The 16,120-nt window shown below is 61.4% G+C and carries 16 protein-coding genes; 5 read left to right on the forward strand and 11 right to left on the reverse strand.

Going from position 1 to position 16,120, the window contains the following annotated elements:
- Positions 1-34: 34 nt before the first annotated feature.
- The 4 genes from B7Y43_RS02745 to B7Y43_RS02760 all read right to left on the reverse strand — a co-directional run bounded on the left by B7Y43_RS02745 (position 35) and on the right by B7Y43_RS02760 (position 4,101).
- A complete protein-coding gene (locus B7Y43_RS02745) occupies positions 35-1,420 on the reverse strand; it encodes a HAMP domain-containing sensor histidine kinase (protein WP_374130072.1) in 1,386 nt (461 codons plus the stop codon).
- Entirely contained in the window at positions 1,417-2,523 is a 1,107-nt protein-coding gene (locus B7Y43_RS02750; protein WP_374130073.1) for a DUF2336 domain-containing protein, read from the reverse strand. The genes B7Y43_RS02745 and B7Y43_RS02750 overlap by 4 nt, the downstream gene beginning before the upstream one ends.
- A 35-nt stretch (positions 2,524-2,558) precedes the next feature.
- On the reverse strand, positions 2,559-3,740 hold the full coding sequence (locus B7Y43_RS02755; RefSeq protein ID WP_374130074.1) for a hypothetical protein: 1,182 nt from the start codon (positions 3,738-3,740) through the stop codon (positions 2,559-2,561).
- 67 nt (positions 3,741-3,807) lie between these two features.
- A complete protein-coding gene (locus B7Y43_RS02760; RefSeq protein ID WP_374130075.1) occupies positions 3,808-4,101 on the reverse strand; it encodes an Hpt domain-containing protein in 294 nt (97 codons plus the stop codon).
- Positions 4,102-4,183: 82 nt separating this feature from the next.
- On the opposite strand from B7Y43_RS02760, the gene B7Y43_RS02765 reads away from it, so the two are divergent.
- The 5 genes from B7Y43_RS02765 to B7Y43_RS02785 all read left to right on the forward strand — a co-directional run bounded on the left by B7Y43_RS02765 (position 4,184) and on the right by B7Y43_RS02785 (position 8,722).
- Complete coding sequence (locus tag B7Y43_RS02765; RefSeq protein ID WP_374130076.1) at positions 4,184-6,493, forward strand: hypothetical protein; 2,310 nt, start codon at positions 4,184-4,186, stop codon at positions 6,491-6,493.
- Between the two features lie 322 nt (positions 6,494-6,815).
- Positions 6,816-7,370 (forward strand): helix-turn-helix transcriptional regulator, encoded by a 555-nt coding sequence (locus B7Y43_RS02770; protein ID WP_374130195.1) that lies wholly within the window; start codon positions 6,816-6,818, stop codon positions 7,368-7,370.
- Positions 7,371-7,438: 68 nt separating this feature from the next.
- Positions 7,439-7,792: a hypothetical protein gene (locus tag B7Y43_RS02775; protein ID WP_374130077.1), complete on the forward strand. Its 354-nt coding sequence runs from the start codon at positions 7,439-7,441 to the stop codon at positions 7,790-7,792.
- 45 nt (positions 7,793-7,837) lie between these two features.
- Complete coding sequence (locus B7Y43_RS02780) at positions 7,838-8,272, forward strand: hypothetical protein (RefSeq protein WP_374130078.1); 435 nt, start codon at positions 7,838-7,840, stop codon at positions 8,270-8,272.
- A gap of 18 nt (positions 8,273-8,290) precedes the next feature.
- Positions 8,291-8,722 (forward strand): MarR family transcriptional regulator, encoded by a 432-nt coding sequence (locus B7Y43_RS02785; protein ID WP_374130079.1) that lies wholly within the window; start codon positions 8,291-8,293, stop codon positions 8,720-8,722.
- Positions 8,723-8,737: 15 nt separating this feature from the next.
- Here B7Y43_RS02785 and B7Y43_RS02790 read toward each other — a convergent pair whose 3' ends face one another.
- The 7 genes from B7Y43_RS02790 to B7Y43_RS02820 form a co-directional block, all read right to left on the reverse strand.
- Positions 8,738-9,154, reverse strand: coding sequence for a MucR family transcriptional regulator (locus tag B7Y43_RS02790; RefSeq protein WP_374130080.1), 417 nt, complete (start codon positions 9,152-9,154; stop codon positions 8,738-8,740).
- Positions 9,155-9,473: 319 nt separating this feature from the next.
- The gene (locus B7Y43_RS02795; RefSeq protein ID WP_374130081.1) at positions 9,474-9,752 is read right to left on the reverse strand and encodes a DUF1467 family protein; all 279 of its coding nucleotides are present in this window, start codon (positions 9,750-9,752) and stop codon (positions 9,474-9,476) included.
- Between the two features lie 5 nt (positions 9,753-9,757).
- A complete protein-coding gene (locus tag B7Y43_RS02800) occupies positions 9,758-11,338 on the reverse strand; it encodes a ribonuclease J (RefSeq protein ID WP_374130196.1) in 1,581 nt (526 codons plus the stop codon).
- Between the two features lie 188 nt (positions 11,339-11,526).
- A complete protein-coding gene (locus tag B7Y43_RS02805; protein ID WP_374130082.1) occupies positions 11,527-12,309 on the reverse strand; it encodes a type III pantothenate kinase in 783 nt (260 codons plus the stop codon).
- A gap of 114 nt (positions 12,310-12,423) precedes the next feature.
- Positions 12,424-13,122, reverse strand: coding sequence for a biotin--[acetyl-CoA-carboxylase] ligase (locus tag B7Y43_RS02810; protein WP_374130197.1), 699 nt, complete (start codon positions 13,120-13,122; stop codon positions 12,424-12,426).
- Positions 13,123-13,130: 8 nt separating this feature from the next.
- Complete coding sequence (gene nuoN, locus B7Y43_RS02815) at positions 13,131-14,576, reverse strand: NADH-quinone oxidoreductase subunit N (RefSeq protein ID WP_374130083.1); 1,446 nt, start codon at positions 14,574-14,576, stop codon at positions 13,131-13,133.
- Positions 14,576-16,117 carry an NADH-quinone oxidoreductase subunit M gene (locus tag B7Y43_RS02820; protein ID WP_374130084.1) on the reverse strand — a complete coding sequence of 514 codons (1,542 nt, stop codon included), beginning with the start codon at positions 16,115-16,117 and terminating at the stop codon, positions 14,576-14,578. Before B7Y43_RS02820 ends, nuoN begins: the two co-directional genes overlap by 1 nt.
- Positions 16,118-16,120 lie beyond the last annotated feature (3 nt).

A 16,120-nucleotide genomic window follows, 5' to 3' on the forward strand; every position in this document is an offset into this window, starting at 1 on the left:
CCCTTTTCAAGCCGCCTCGGGTAACCGGGGCGGCTCAGAGGGCGCGATACGGCAGGGTAAAGACAAACCGCGCGCCCTGCCCTGGGGCGCTATCGACTGTCACGTCGCCGCCCATCGCCCGCGCCAGACGCCGGGCAATATACAGGCCGAGCCCACTGCCGCCCGGTTCGGTCGCGTCGATCCGCTCAAATTTGTCAAAAATGCGCGCCTGATCCTCGATGGCGATGCCCTTGCCCTGATCAGCAACAACGACGGCGGCGAAATCGCCATCACGCTCGGCACGGATCCATACCATGCCATCATCGGGCGAATAGCGCACGGCATTGCCGATCAGATTAACCAGCACCTGCAAGGCGCGGCGGAACTCACCCGTGGCGGGCAGACTCTCCTGAACGCTTGGGCGATCGATCCGAACTTTGACGGCGGCAGCGCGCACCCCAAGCAAGCCAGCGGCGCGGCGCGCAACATCGGCCATGTCGATTGGTTCGGCGGCAACCACGAAATCGGGGCGTTCAATCGCCTGGAGATCGACCAGATCATCGACCAGGCCCAATAAATGCCGCCCAGCCGTCGCGATATCTGCGGCATAATCGGCATAATCCTGGCGCAGCGGCCCTTCCGATTGGGCGTTGATGCTGTCAGCGTTGGCAATGATCCGCCCCAGCGGCGCCCGCAACGCCTTGTCTAACCGAGTGCTGAAGGCTGCGGGCAGGCCAAGTTCTGCTGTCTGCGGCACAATCGGCGCAAGCGGTTGCGCCGTCTCCATCATCTGGGTCGCCCCCGCAAAGCCAGCAAAACTGCCCTCGATATCAAGGCGCGGGGCGGCAGAAAGCAGCACCGGACGGCCGGTCGCGCGGATTTTGGCTGGCTGCTCGGCGAAACGCTGGCGCATCGCAAGCGCGCCCAGAATTGGAAAAACACCGCTGGAATCTTCGGCCAAGATGAACAGCCGGGTCAGCGGCTGACCCAGCAGCGGCGGCGCATCAAAGCCATGCCGCACGCCCGCGTCTGCCGACAGAAACGTCAGCCGCAACGCCGAATCCGTTTCCCATAGCCAGTTGGCGGCGCTGCGAACAAAGTCGCGCTCCCGCACACCATTTTCTGTGGTCGGCTGCCAGGGCTGACGCAGTTTCCATCCCGTGATCGCCAATCGGACGCCGTCATCGCCGACGGGTTCGGCGCGTACCCACATATCGACATCGTCGTCACCATCGGCAGCAACAATACCGCGCGACACCAAAATCCGCAGCCGCTGCACCAGTCGAACCAGTGTCGCCAGCTGCGGCACGGCAAGCGGGGCTCCAATCTCACCGCCCGCCCGAGCGTTGAGCTCGTTCAGCCGGGCATCGGCCTCGATCAGGCGCCCGGCGGCGTTGACCAGGCCGTACACCGGCGGCAGGCCAGGATCGATCACATTCATGCCCGTTGCGCCTTGATCAACGCCATCAGCGCCTGGCGGAAATCGGGATGCAAGCTCAGGGTCGACAGTGCTTGGCGCGCGGCATCGGGGCTTACCGCCATAATCGCGTCAATCTGGTCAGCGAACGCTTCCACATCGCGGCACGGATCCGCTTCACAAAGGGAAAGCCCAATGGCAGCGATCGCCGCACGATCGAGCGATGCCGCTCGCAGCGCCAGCCAGAGCCGATCGGCAATAGGATCAAGCACGATGTCACGTGTAACATCATAGCTGAAATCCAGTGCCTGCGCGAGCAATGCAACGAAAAGCGCCACACGCCGGTCGCCAAGGGACTCGACAAGTAAATCAGGCAATTCATGGGGTTGAGCGCCAATTGCAGCAGCCAGCCGCACGGCCGCTGCCTCCAGCCGATCCCCTTCATCATGCGCGGCCAGGCTGCGCAGGGCGGCCTCGGTCAAGGCGCGGTCGAGCGCTGCCAAGGGCGGTGATAGGACCAGGCTGCGCAACGCCGCCGCCGACCACCACACCAGGCGATGATGCAATTCGGCCGGCAAATCGCTGCGGGGTGCGCCACCCGTGTCGATCGCAGCCCGCCGCCGCGCATCCGCCGCCAGCAAGCCGGTCGCTGCGGTTGCCACAACGCCATCTGGACTGCCGACCAGCCGCGCCACCAAACTCGGTCGGTCCGGATCATCCGGTGCGGCCGGGGACAAGGCCTCGCCCAAAACTTCCTGGCGTACCCGCGCCAGCAGCTCACGCATTAACTCGCCATCCTGCAGCAGACCTGCCTGGCGAAGCGCCGCCTGCACCATCAGCGGATCGTTCACCAGCCGCTCGGCCAGCTCGGGCTCGCCGCGACCGATCAGCAACCGGGCGGCATATTGGCGCAATTCGCCCTCGATCGCGCTGGTTAGTCTGGCGAGCGCTTCGGCCAATCCACCGCGCACACGGTCATCAAGCCGTGCCGTTTCGGCGACAAAAAAGTCATCGATCGCGGCCATGACCCGTCGATCCGCACAGACATTATCAGCCGCGCCGCGGGCAAGCAGCTGGCTGGCACCATGAGCAGTGCCATCGTTCACGCGCGATGGGTCGATCGACATGGTCCCAGACGTAAGGATACAGCGTTAAATTCAAGCTAAGGCTTTTCTCGCAACCGCTCAATAACGGCGGCAAGTGACACGACTGCGTAACTCGCGCCGGCCCAGAGTCCGAGCAAAGGATAGCCCATCCCGACAAAGGGCAGCAAAATCAATGGATAGGCAGCCGGACTGCCCCACCACCGCTGTCGCTGGCGATCATTGGTACTGCGTTCGAGCAGTGCCGCAAGAACCACAAAAGCCACCGCAATCGTCAGGCCAGTGCCGGTTCCCTCCGCACGGCTGATCGACTGGCCGAGCAACAGCACTGCCGCCGCCGATCCTCCGGCAATGACGCCCCGCTGGACAAGTGCTTCGCTTTCCGCATCGCGCATCCACGACAAAACCGCCCCCGTTGCCAATCCGGCAATCGATGCCGTTACCAGCGGCAGGCCAATGATCGGCAAGCCCCAAGCCATCAGCCCAAGCCCCAGCGCCATCACGCCCGCCGAACAGCCACCGACCACCAGCCCCGGCACCGCTCGTCCGATCAGCCACGGAAGGGCCAGCCGGGCCATCGGCGCGATCACGAAGCGATCCACCCAGGATACGCGGTTGGACACAAAGGCGCTGACGACTTCCTCATTGCGCGCGCGCAGGCGGGCAGAATCGCGTTCGATGCCATGGCCGTCCCGTGCCGCGCCGCCGGGCAGCAGCAGATGATCGGCCCCTGCCTGCGCGGCGACCCGCAACAGCGTTGATTCGAAATCATAATCCTTGGGCAAGGCCGCGACATCAGTGATCCGTTGCGCTTCGACCCGTGCAAGCCCCGCCCAGATTGCATCGGCACCGACGCGCTCCAATCCCGGCAGCGCATCAGCATCTGCGGTCACCAGCAGGGTATCGCTACCCTCGCTGCTCAACAGGGAGATTACGCTATCCGTGGTGACGAGCCCATCGGCGATCACTAATATTCGGGCGAGCGGGTGCAGCTTTTCCTCGGCCTCACGGGCGGTGCGCACGATATCCACACCAATCCCACGCCGCTTCATCCGATTGACGGCACCAACCAATTCGGGGGTCAACCGGGTGACCACGATGATCAATTGCCCCGCCCCCGCTGTCACCAGCAATCGGGCCTGGAATTCGATCAGCGTCCCGCCGCCGAACGGCAGCGTTGCGGCGAGCATGTCTGGACGATCATGAGCGTCGTCGGTTGCGAATATCAGCCCTGCAAGCATGGCAGGCGCTTACGGCCTCAATCGCTGCTTGGCAAAGGGGCGTAACGTTCGCCCCCAAACGAAAGATTTAAGTCCGTTCGACCGCGCGACGGACGCGCTGGAGCATCTGCGGCGCATGCGGCAGGCTTTCACTTGCCTCTGTCGCGATCGCCAGCAGGCGAACGGCCCCGAAACTGGCGGCGAGCCCCTTCAGCCGGAGCGCCGCATCGCGCCATTCACTGGGCGCAACGGCAATCTCCATCGCCTTCACTGCGCGATGGGCGCTATCGATAAAGGCTTCACGCAATTCGGCGATCAGAGCGGGCTCATCGCCCACTGCTGCCGCCAACGTCGCATCAATTGCACCGGGATCATATGCCATTGGGCAGATTTACAACTCGACCCGTTAACACAAGGTTATGCTATTCGCTTTGTTCCGCCAGAAATCGTGGTAAACCTGCCGCATGAGCAGAAGTTCGCGGATCATCGACCTCATGCCGAACGTGGCGGAAACTGCGACGGTCGATGAGCTGTTGCTATCAGCCCCCCAAGCGGAAACCCAACCCGAAATAACGCTTCTGGATGAAGATCTTGCGCCCTCGCCGCCGAAGCGCAGCGCCTGGGCAATGGTCATCCCAGCTTTCGCCTTGATTGCAAGCGTGGCGTGGTTTGGCGGCATGATCTGGCTCAGCTGGTCGCGGCTGGAAATTGGCATTGGCCCGCTTGAGCTTGTGCAATTCGTCGCTGCGCTGTGCATGCCTCCGGCATTGATCGGCATTTTATGGTTGCTGGCGATGCGATCCAGCAGTGCCGAGGCGCAGCGTTTCGGCGCGACCGCCCGGCAAATGCGCGCCGAAGCGGCAGCACTCGAACGCACGCTCGCGATCGTCTCCCGCCAGCTTGATGCCAACCGCCATACGCTGGCGAAACAAACCAACGAGTTGATGATCATCGGCGACGGGGCAAGCGAACGCCTGGTCGCGATCAGCAATGGTATGGGCCACGAAATCGCCACCGCTGACGATCAGGCGCGGCGCTTGGCCGACGCGATCAGTACGGCGCAGAACAACCTTTCTACCTTGCTGGCTGCCTTGCCCAAAGCGCATGGCGAAACAGCCAGCCTGACGAAGACGCTGGAAGCGACCGCGCAGATCGCCAGCGATCACGCCGCCGCGCTGGACGGCCAGATGGTTGCGCTGGCTGAACGCGGCCGTGAAGCCAATGCGGTTGCCGGCATGGCTGCTCAAAAACTCGCGTCCCATATCGCCCGGATGGAAACAACCAGCGAAACAACGGGCGCACGGCTTGAAACCGTTACTGCCGAAATGTCCGGTGCAATCGATGGCTTGGTTGATCGCACCACCAGAGCAATTGACGAAGCGCGCCAAGCCATCGCCACACAGGGCGAAGAAATGATGGCCGTCGTTGCAACCAATCAGGCTGCACTGGACCGCACTGGTCGCGAATCCGTTGAAACGCTCGGCAACCGGATCGCTGATATCGAAACAGTGATTGATCGCATTACTGCTCGGCTCGACGAGCAGCGTACCGTCAGCGAGGCGATGGTCCGCACTGTCGAGGCTGACTTTACCGCGGTCGAAGCCAAGGTCGCCGCGTTCCACAGCCAGGGTATTGATCGCACGCAAACCCTGGCCGCATCAATCAGTGCATTGGGCGGGTCCGCCGATGCGATGACGGAGGCGCTCAAGACCGGCGACTCAATGGCCAAAACAGTTATTGGCACAACGGAAGAACTGCTTGTCGCGTTGGATGCCGCTGCGCGCGAAATTGACGAGACCTTGCCAGAGGCGCTCGCCCGGCTTGAGGCAAAGATCTCCACCAGCCGCGGCGTGGTTGCCAGCGCCAAGCCCGAATTGCTCGCGCTTGTTACTGCTGCAGAGAGCACGCATGACGCCATCGAGGCGATTGCCCAGGTCATCCAGACTCAGCGCCTCACGCTCGATCAACTGTCTGCTCTGCTGATCCAAACGCTGGAGGATGGCCGCGACAAGGCCAGTGCGATTGGCGGAACGCTCGACGAGGCAATCAGCCGCACTCATGATTTTGCGGAACAGGCCGCGCCCCGATTGGTCGAAGCGCTGATGCGGGTCCGCGACACTGCCGCCACCGCCGCTGACCGCGCGCGCGAAACATTGGCCACGGTCATCCCAGAGGCGGCGCGGTCGCTGGAACTGGCGAGTGCCCAGGCGATGCAGCGCGCGGTTGGGAATGCGGTGGAGAGCCAGGTCCACGCCATCGCCGCTGCCGCCGACAATGCAGTGGAGGCCGCTGCGCGCGCCTCTGATCGGTTGACGCAGCAGATGCTGACAATCGCGGAGACAACATCGCTTGTCGAGAACCGCATCGAAGATGCCCGCGCAGAACGTGAAAAGGCCGACAGTGATAGCTTCGCACGGCGCGCCTCACTGCTCATCGAAGCGCTTAATTCCGGGGCGATCGACATTGCCAAAGGCTTTTCGTCGGAAGTGTCGGATAGCGCCTGGGCGGCGTATTTGAAGGGCGATCGGGGCGTTTTCACGCGCCGCGCTGTCCGCCTGCTCGATGCCGGCGAAGCGCGCGATGTTGCCCGCCTCTACGACGGCGACGGCGCATTCCGCGAACAGGTCAATCGCTATATCCATGATTTCGAAGCGATGCTGCGGACGATTCTTGCCCAGCGCGATGGCGCCCCGATGAGCGTGACCCTGCTATCGTCAGACATGGGCAAACTCTATGTCGCGCTTGCCCAGGCCATTGAGCGGTTGCGTACCTAACGCTTTCGGGACGCCACGCAGGAGCCCCTGCACAATCAATCCCCCAGCGACTCGCCCTGCTTCCGTGGCAACGGGTCACATTGCAGCCATCAATTGACGGCCTGATGCTCGGCGGCTGGCGCGACGCTGCCAAGTCAATTTCACGGGGCAGATGCTGGACCAACGTTCGGTGATAAGCAAAAGAAAGTGCCATTCCGTCGCCATGCAAAACAAGGCAGTGGCATGAGCGCAAATCGGCCGGCATCGACAAGTCATCGCCGTTCAGTCCCCGATTTCCGCCGGTCCAGCCGATACGGACTAATTGTGGCGACACCTATTGGTGATGCCATCGCGGGTACCGGCCATCAACAATCCCGCTTCAGGAATCGCATTTCACTCCGCTTTGGTTGAGATTACGGATCAAATATGCGTTAGTTGTCCGATGACAAACGCGAGAGTCGAACTGCTCACGGACCGCCAGCGCGGCTGTCTTCGGCTTGTCGCGCGCGGTCACTCGTCAAAAGAGATTGCGGCAGAGCTCGGCATTTCTCATCACACCGTCGATCTTTACCTGAAACGGGCCATCAAGACGCTTGGGGCAAGCAGTCGGCGCGATGCTGCTCGCGCACTAGAGATTTCAGAGGCGCAGGATAACCAAGAATTGGTTACCCAGTCACCGGACCTTGCCGAACCACCCCCCGTGCTTGCCATATCGTCCTCAGTCCGGACGGAAACGGCGCCTCGCCTTGCGGTGCCCTTCCGCCGGCAGGGGAGGCAGGAAAATGACCTGACATCAATCCAACGACTGGGCTGGATCTGTGCCTTGGCGCTGATCATCATGTTCGTCGTCGCCAATTTCCTAAACGGGGTTTCTGCGCTTTTCTTGATCACCAAGTAAGCAGCCGAATTAGTTCGAAAATTTAAACCTTTAGCTCGCGATCGGATTGATCGCGTGGAGGAGATATCATGACTTCTGCAAAGACAACTGCCGCCGTTCGCATCGCTCGGTCCCTGCAGCCTGCTGAAAAAGCAGTGAACGAGGCCGCGCTCAAGGTACTTGCTATGGGCACTGCGGTCCTGACAGCACGTGCCGATGGGACCTTTCATCCGCTGGAGGGCCAAGCTGCCGTCGATTTTGTCGGCGAAGCGACTGCCAAGGTATTTGGGGCAATGAAGGACATTCAATGTGCCCACAAGGAATTGCGCGCGACTGCAGTCCATCACAATGTGCTTGGCTTGGGCGACATCTTCGAAACACCGCCCCATGACACGCCCCGTGCAACCGTCGAACCGGCTGCACCGCTTGTCGCTGTCGCCTGATACGGTCATTGATACCAGCGATCATCATTGCTCCGGTAAACGCTTATGAATGTTTTGGTGTATCTCGCGATCCTCGTGGTGAGCTGCCTCTACGCAGGGATGCGCGGCGGCCCACCCGAGCGGTTAGCTGCGCTAACGTTGGTCGCAGCAATCATCGCAAGCGTATTTGCCCCAGCATCCAATGCCATCCGATTTCAGGGAATCGAATATGGCATCATGGCCGTCGATACGGCCTGTTTGGTCGCTGTTGTCGCAATTGCCATTCATGCACAGCGATATTGGCCAATGTGGATGGCCGCCATCTTGCTCGACATCGTACTGACCCATGCCCTGATGCTGACGCCGTCACTCATGCCATGGTCATATTCAGTAATGATTGCCGCGTGGAACTACCCCATCCCTATCATTCTCGCGATCGGCACGTGGCGGCATCGGGCCCGGCTGCAAACATACGGCAGCGATGCCGCCTGGAATCGCTAAAATTATCCGGAGACGACAATGTCATATGAGCACCGCTCAATCCAAGGAGCGTTGGCGGAGATTGAAGAACTGGAAACAGTTCTGGCCGATGCCCGTTCCCGCATTCTTTCGCTAGAAGAACCGCAGGACATCGCTGCCGAAGCTTATCAAGCTCGGCGGATGCGCGATGCCTGTTTTGGTGCCGACGCAATATTGTTCGGCGAACCGGCCTGGGACATTTTGCTTGCCCTCTATTCGGCCCGTGCCGACGGTCGAGAAATATCGATCTCGACCGCCTGCTCGGCCGCAAAGGTACCCAACACAACCGCCCTGCGTCACCTTGGCAACCTTGAAGCGCGGGGCATGATTGTTCGCCGGGCGGATTCCGAAGACCGCCGGCGATCAACCGTAAGACTCAGCGACAAAGCATCAGTGATGATGAGAGACTGGCTCGATCGCTATGGCCGTTGAGCTTGAACCGGGCGGTTACCGCCGCTTACGTGGTTTAGTGCCCAAGCCGATTTTCTTGGCCAGATCGCGGCGTTGCTCGGCATAGTTCGGCGCGACCATCGGATAGTCAGCAGACAACTTCCACTTGGCGCGGTATTCGTCTGGCGTCATCTTATAGTGAGTCATCAGGTGGCGCTTGAGCATCTTCAGCTTCTTGCCGTCTTCAAGACAAACGATATAATCCGGTTTGATAGACGATCGCACCGAAACCGCTGGCTCCTGAACAACCACTGGCGCGGCAATTGGGCTACCCAGCCCGGCAAGCGCGCCATGAACAGACTCGATCAATCTCGGCAGGTCCGAAACGGATGTACTGTTGTTGCTGACATGTGCGGCGACAATATCTGCCGTCAGCGCAACAAGCGCATCATCGGAACCAACTGGTGCGTTCATTCATTCATTCCTTCTACCCAAAAACACCGAAGTGCATTGCCAATATTCATCCGATTTGGATCAATGGCAAGTCGGGCAAAAGCTATGCGGTTTGATCAAACACAGCGGTGATGAGCCAGTTTTGAAATTTCCTTAGACTTTAATAGTTTGCGGCACACAGCGTGCCAATTTCGAAGTATACTCCGCTAAGGTCATGCCGTTCATTATCTAGAATGCACAAGGACGTGGCCACCCGAATCAATTCGCGACTCGACTGTTTTGAGTCAAAATAGCGTCGGCGGCGCGCCGCGATTCGCGATAAAAACGTCCAGGCCGCGGGTCAATTTACTGGCTTCATGCCGCCAAAAAAATCGAACGTCTCCGCCCGCACCCAGCCAAATTCGTAGTTCAGCATGAACAGCGCAAACATGATTGTCGCGACAATAGTGGTGCGCAGAATGAAGCGGCCTGGGCTGAAAACATGCGGCGCGCTCTCGGCCTGGCCGGGGACACGTTCGGCGCCCGCTTCTTCAGTCGTGCGGACGCCAAAAGGCAGCACCAGGAACACCGAAAAGGCCCACATCAGAAAATAAATGGCGACCATTGAGGTGATCTGCATGGCGATCAGGCCTCGATCATCAGTACATCGACGATCGGCTTTTTGCCGGTCCAGCGCGAGGCGACGCGGCGAACCGCAAGGCGGACCTGTTCGCGGGTCTTTTCGCGATCCTTGCCGCCGTCACGCACCGCCTTGGCAGCCGCATCGACCGCTTCGTCGATAAATGGGTCGCGATCCTCCTCGACCGGGACGCCCTGCAACTTGATCTGCGGATCGCCCAGCAACCCACCATTCTTGCCCAGCGCAACCGCGACCGAGATCTGGCCGTTGAGCGAAAGCTTGCGGCGCTCGTTGATGGTCGTACCGTCAGCGGGAAGGATCACATCGCCGTCGAGCACCAATCGCCCAACGGGCGCATGGCCGATCTTCTCAGGCGCACCCGGCGCGAGCCGAATGATATCGCCGTCGCTTTGCACCAATGCACGCGGCACACCCTGCTGAAGCCCGAAACGGGCATGTTCCATCATATGGCGCATCTCGCCATGCACGGGCATCAGCAGTTCGGGCCGGATCCAGCCATACATTGTGGCGAGTTCCGGGCGACCCGGGTGGCCCGACACATGGACATGCGCTTGTCGGTCGGTGATCATGATCACGCCCTTTGCCGCCAGCGCATTTTGGATACGCCCGATGGCGACTTCATTGCCGGGAATCTGCTTCGATGAGAAGACCACCGTGTCGCCGGCATCGAGTGAAATCTGGTGCGAACCGAACGCCACGCGGGCGAGTGCGGCGCGTTCTTCGCCCTGCCCGCCGGTCGCGACGATCAGCACCTTGTCGCGCGGCATCCGCATCGCCGCGTCCCAATCGACTCGTTCAGGAAAATCGGTGAGGTAGCCGGTCGCCTGCGCGACCTTCAGGATGCGATCGAGTGATCGGCCAGCAACGCAGATGGCGCGACCGCTGTCGCGCGCAACGTCGCCCAGCGTCTTCAGCCGCGCCGCGTTGGAGGCAAAGGTGGTGACCAGCACGCGCCCCTTGGCGGCGGCGACCACGTCAAACAAGCCCTTGCGCACCGAGCTTTCCGAACCCGATGCTTGCGGGTTGAACACATTGGTTGAGTCGCAGACCAGCGCGAGCACGCCCTCATCGCCGATTGCCGTCATCACATCGGCACTCGCCGGGGCACCGATGACGGGTTCGTCATCGAGCTTCCAATCGCCGGTATGGAATACCTTGCCATAAGGCGTTGTGATCAACAGCGCGTTACCTTCGGGGATCGAATGCGCGACCGGCACAAAGCGAAAGCCAAATGGCCCAAGCTGGAATTCCTTGCCGGGCTTGACGATGTTGAGTTTGACCCGGTCAGCAATGCCCTCTTCGTCGAGCTTGCCGCGGATCAACCCGGCAGTGAAAGGCGACGCGAACAGCGGCACGCCGAGATCTTCGGCAAGATACGGTAGCGCGCCGATATGATCTTCATGCCCGTGGGTGAGCACAATGCCGAGCAGATCGTCCAAGCGCTCCTCGATAAAGGCCAGGTCGGGCAGGATCACCTCAACGCCAGGGTAATTGGGATCGGCAAAGGTGATGCCGCAATCGACCATCACCCATTTGCCGTCGCAGCCATAAAGATTGACGTTCATGCCGATTTCGCCCGACCCACCAAGGGCCAGGAAAAGCAGTTCTTTCTTTGGGGTAGTCACTAAGGTCCTGTTCTTTCAATTTCGGCCACCGGCACAGGCGAGCGGCCATGGAAGGTGCGCGGTCAGGCGCAGAATATCATCGAGATGGGGGAGCGAAGCGGCGCGGTTGGGCGCGCTCCGATGCAACTCTACGCTGCTATATGGGCGCGATCCCACATCATCGCCAGCCCCTGAATAGTCAGATCAGGCTCAACGACATCGAAAACATTGGTTTGTTTCTCAAAAAGCGTTGCCAATCCGCCGGTCGCGATCACCTTGACCGGGCGACCGACCTCCGCCTTGATCCGCGCAACCAGCCCTTCGAGCATGCCGATATAGCCCCAATAGATGCCGATATGCATCTGGCTGATCGTATCGCGGCCGATCACGCTGGTATCTGCGGGCGCTTCAATGGCGATGCGCGGTAGCTTGGCAGCGGCGGTAACCAGCGCGTCGAGCGACAGGTTGATGCCGGGGCAGATGATCCCGCCCTTGTACGCGCCGGTATAATCGACGACCTCGAAGGTGGTGGCGGTACCGAAATCGATGACGATCAAATCGCCGGGGTGCAGCGCGTGCGCGGCAATCGTGTTGACCGCGCGGTCGGCCCCCAGCGAATTGGGCTCCTTGACGTCGATTTCGATGCCCCATTCGACCGGCGGCTGGCCCGCGATCAGCGGCTCAGTATCGAAATATTTGCGCGCCAGGGTTTGCAGATTGTGGAGCGCGCGCGGCACCACCGTTGCGATGATGACACCGGCGATATCCTTGCGATCATGCCCCTCAAGCTGGAGCAGCTGGCTGAGCCACACCGCATATTCGTCCGCCGTGCGCCGCGGATCAGTTGCGATCCGCCAGCGCGCGATGATGGCATTATCGCGGACCAGCGCGAATACGACATTGGTATTTCCGGCATCGATCGCGAGCAGCATGTCTGCCTCCATTAGCCTACCCCCAAGCCTACCCCCGTTCGGGCTGAGCGAAGTCGAAGCCCCGGCGCTGCGCCTGCCCTTCGACTTCGCTCAGGGCGAACGGCGGTTGGGTCTTCAAATCAAAAACACATCGCCCGCGTGAATGACACGGGTGCCGCCGTCCGCCAAGCGCAGGATGAGCGCGCCGTCACCGTCCAGCCGATCGAACAGCCCTTCCACCGCAACCCCATCGGGCAGGCGAGCGGTCAGCGCGGTGCCGGGCGGGTGCGCGCGCGCCATCCAGCGGTCTCGGACGGCGGCGAGCCCCTCCCCCCGCCATTTGCCAAGCCAGCGCGCGAATCCGTCCGACAGCGTGACGAGGAAGTCGTCCGGATCAACGCTAACACCGTGCGCGGCTAAGCTTGTGGCGACCCGATCGAGATCGGTCGGGTGGTGCGCGAGGTTGACGCCAAAGCCGATAATGATGGCGTCGCCCGACCGTTCAAGCAGAATGCCCGACAGCTTCGCGCCCGCCAGCAGCAAGTCATTTGGCCATTTCAGCTGGACGCGCCCCGCACCAAGATAGGCCGACACCGCCTCCTCCAGTGCCACCGCTGCAACCAGCGCCAACGTCGCCGGCGCGGGATCGGCGGGGCGCAGCCGGACGAGCGTGCTGGCGTAGAGATTGCCCAGCGGCGAAACCCATTCCCGCCCCTGCCGTCCGCGCCCCGACGTCTGGCGTTCGGCACGCAGCCACAACCCCTCGGGCGATCCCGTTGCCGCCAGCGCGATCAGGTCGGCATTGGTGGAGCCCGTCTCCGCAACAACGCGGATTGTCGCGCTTATGGGAACAGCCCCTTGGCCGCTGTCATGCTCCAGATGCTGAGCGTCGAGAGCAATATCCAGCCAACAGGCGAGATGAAGATCGCCGCTGCCGCAATCAATCCGCCCTCAACCACATCACCGCGGCCGAACGGCTCGGCAGGCTCGTCGAGATACATGATCTTGACGACGCGCAGATAATAATAAGCCCCGATCACCGACGCGACGAAGCCAATTACCGCCAGCGGGAATAGCCCGGCCGACACAGCAGCATCGAACACCGCCAGCTTGGCGTTGAAGCCCAGCATGGGCGGAATCCCCGCCAGCGAGAACATAAAGATCGCCATCGCCAGCGCCAGACCCGGCCGCGTCCGCGAAAGGCCCGACAGGCTGTCCATCCGCTCGATCGGCTGCCCGTTCCCATCGCGCATTTGCAGGACAACCAGAAAGCTGCCGAGCGTCATGACGACATACACCACCAGGTAGAACAATACTGCCGCCACGCCCTTTTGCGTTCCCGCAGCCAGACCGACCAGAATGAAGCCGACATTGTTGATCGAGGAGTAAGCCAGCAGCCGCTTGATATTGGTCTGGCCAATCGCGCCTGCCGCGCCGAGGATGATTGAGGCGAGCGCCGCGAAGATCACGATCTGACGCCATTCGAGCAACGCCGGCCCCATCGCCTCAACCGCTACCCGAACGGTGAGCGCGATCGCGGCGACCTTGGGCGCGCTGCCGAAAAACGCCGTTACTGGCGTCGGCGCGCCTTCGTACACGTCGGGGGTCCACATATGGAACGGCACCGCGCTCATCTTGAAAGCGAGCCCGGCGAACACGAACACCAGCCCGAACAAGAGCCCCTTTGAATGGCCGGCGACATAGGCCGTGGCGACGGAATCAAACCCCGTCGTGCCGCTAAAGCCATAGACCAGCGAAATGCCGTAGAGCAGGATCCCGCTCGCCAGCGCACCGAGCACGAAATATTTAAGCCCAGCCTCAGCTGACCGCGCATCCTGCCGCATGAAGCTTGCCAGCACATAGGCAGCGAGACTCTGCAGTTCGAGCCCGACATAGAGTGTCAAGAAATCAGTCGCCGATACCATCATCCCCATGCCGACGGCTGCCAGCAGGATCAGCACGGGATATTCGGGACGCAGATTGTCGCCACTCGTTCGTTCGAAAAACCCGGGTGCCATGATGATCGCGACCGCTGCCGCGCCAAAGATCAACACCTTGGCAAAGGCGGCAAAGCCATCGGCCCGGTACAGGCCGTAAAAGGCGACGCCGCCACTCGAGGCTGGTCCACTCAGCGCGATCCCTGCGCCGATCAGCACGGCGATCGAGGCCCAGGAAATCGCCCGTGACGCGCTCTGCCCGCCCCATGCCGCAACGAGCATCAAGAGGAGCGCGCCGACCGACAGGACGATCTCCGGCAGGGTCATCACCAGATTTGCGGTATAGTCCATCAGTGCGCCTCCGCATGCGCGGCAATTGGGGCAGCGACCGGTGCGGGGCGCCCCGGCGTGGGCAGTGAATCCCCTGCCGGCTGGGCCCGCGAGACGCGCGCAACCAGTGTCGCTGCATCGCCGCGCATCGGCGCCAGGAAGCTTTCGGGATAAACCCCCATCCACATCACCGCTGCGGCAATCGGCACCAGCAAGGCCATCTCGCGCATCGACAAGTCGGGCATCGCGCGGACATCATCATGGACGATCTCCCCAAACGCGACCCGGCGATACAGATAGAGCATGTAGCCCGCGCCAAGGATGATCCCCGTCGTGCAGAGCAAGGTGGCGACGGTAGAGACTTGATAGGTGCCGGCCAGGCTCAGGAATTCGCCAACGAACCCGCTTGTGCCGGGTAGGCCGACGCTTGCCATCGTGAACAGCAGGAACAGGATCGCATAGCGCGGCATGTTGATGCTGAGGCCGCCATAACGGGTGATCTCGCGGGTATGCAGTCGGTCATAGATCACGCCGACGCACAAGAACAACGCCGCCGATACCAATCCATGGCTGAGCATCACGATCATCGCGCCCTCAATGCCCTGCTGGTTGAAGGCGAACAGGCCGATCGTCACAATCGCCATATGCGCGACGGACGAATAGGCGATCAGCTTCTTCATGTCCGACTGCACCAGCGCGACCAGCGAGGTGTAGATGACCGCGACGGCAGACAAGCCAAGGATCAGCCAGGTAAAGCTCGCTGAGGCTTCCGGAAACATCGGCACCGAAAAGCGTAAGAAACCATAGCCGCCCAGCTTCAGCAGCACACCCGCCAGAATCACCGATCCCGCCGTCGGCGCCTGGACATGCGCGTCGGGCAGCCAGGTATGGACTGGCCACATCGGCATCTTGACCGCAAACGAGGCAAAGAAGCCGAGCCACAGCCAGAATTGCGCCTCACGCGGGAAATCGGTGGTGAGCAAGGTCGGGATGTCCGTCGTGCCCGCATAATTCGCCATCCACAGCATCGCGACCAGCATCAGCACCGATCCGAGCAAGGTGTAGAGGAAGAATTTATAGCTCGCGTAGATTCGGTTCGCGCCGCCCCAGATGCCGATGATCAGATACATCGGGATCAGCCCGGCTTCGAAAAAGATGTAGAACAGGAACATATCCTGCGCCGCGAAGGTGCCGATCATCAGCGTTTCGGTCACGAGGAACGCCGCCATATATTCGGGCACGCGCTTGGTAATCGCGGTCCAGCTCGCGCCGATGCAGATCGGCATCAGGAACACGCTGAGCATGATCAGCATCAGCGCGAAGCCATCAATGCCAAGCGCCCAGCCGAAGGTGCCAAATGCTGGAATTTGGGCATGCTCGACGAATTGCCATTGCGGGCCGCCGACATCGAAATTGGTCCACAGCGCCGCGCCGAGCGCCAGGTTGACCAGCGTGGCGATCAACGCCAGCCAGCGTGCACCATTCGCGCCGACAAACAGGCACAGCATGGCCGCAATAGCGGGCACGGCGATCATGATCGAGAGGATGGGAAGGCCGTTCATCGT

The organism is Sphingomonas sp. 28-62-20, from assembly GCF_002281505.1.

What these genes read in the sequence shown, in the direction of transcription:
- B7Y43_RS02745 (WP_374130072.1), bottom strand. Translation starts at nt 1,420, where the DNA reads ATGAATGTGATCGATCCTGGCCTGCCGCCGGTGTACGGCCTGGTCAAC.
- B7Y43_RS02785 (WP_374130079.1), top strand. Translation starts at nt 8,291, where the DNA reads ATGTCATATGAGCACCGCTCAATCCAAGGAGCGTTGGCGGAGATTGAA.
- B7Y43_RS02790 (WP_374130080.1), bottom strand. Translation starts at nt 9,154, where the DNA reads ATGAACGCACCAGTTGGTTCCGATGATGCGCTTGTTGCGCTGACGGCA.
- B7Y43_RS02765 (WP_374130076.1), top strand. Translation starts at nt 4,184, where the DNA reads ATGAGCAGAAGTTCGCGGATCATCGACCTCATGCCGAACGTGGCGGAA.
- B7Y43_RS02760 (WP_374130075.1), bottom strand. Translation starts at nt 4,101, where the DNA reads ATGGCATATGATCCCGGTGCAATTGATGCGACGTTGGCGGCAGCAGTG.
- B7Y43_RS02800 (WP_374130196.1), bottom strand. Translation starts at nt 11,338, where the DNA reads ATGAACGTCAATCTTTATGGCTGCGACGGCAAATGGGTGATGGTCGAT.
- B7Y43_RS02770 (WP_374130195.1), top strand. Translation starts at nt 6,816, where the DNA reads ATGCCATCGCGGGTACCGGCCATCAACAATCCCGCTTCAGGAATCGCA.
- B7Y43_RS02750 (WP_374130073.1), bottom strand. Translation starts at nt 2,523, where the DNA reads ATGTCGATCGACCCATCGCGCGTGAACGATGGCACTGCTCATGGTGCC.
- B7Y43_RS02820 (WP_374130084.1), bottom strand. Translation starts at nt 16,117, where the DNA reads ATGAACGGCCTTCCCATCCTCTCGATCATGATCGCCGTGCCCGCTATT.
- nuoN (WP_374130083.1), bottom strand. Translation starts at nt 14,576, where the DNA reads ATGGACTATACCGCAAATCTGGTGATGACCCTGCCGGAGATCGTCCTG.
- B7Y43_RS02755 (WP_374130074.1), bottom strand. Translation starts at nt 3,740, where the DNA reads ATGCTTGCAGGGCTGATATTCGCAACCGACGACGCTCATGATCGTCCA.
- B7Y43_RS02780 (WP_374130078.1), top strand. Translation starts at nt 7,838, where the DNA reads ATGAATGTTTTGGTGTATCTCGCGATCCTCGTGGTGAGCTGCCTCTAC.
- B7Y43_RS02805 (WP_374130082.1), bottom strand. Translation starts at nt 12,309, where the DNA reads ATGCTGCTCGCGATCGATGCCGGAAATACCAATGTCGTATTCGCGCTG.
- B7Y43_RS02795 (WP_374130081.1), bottom strand. Translation starts at nt 9,752, where the DNA reads ATGCAGATCACCTCAATGGTCGCCATTTATTTTCTGATGTGGGCCTTT.
- B7Y43_RS02775 (WP_374130077.1), top strand. Translation starts at nt 7,439, where the DNA reads ATGACTTCTGCAAAGACAACTGCCGCCGTTCGCATCGCTCGGTCCCTG.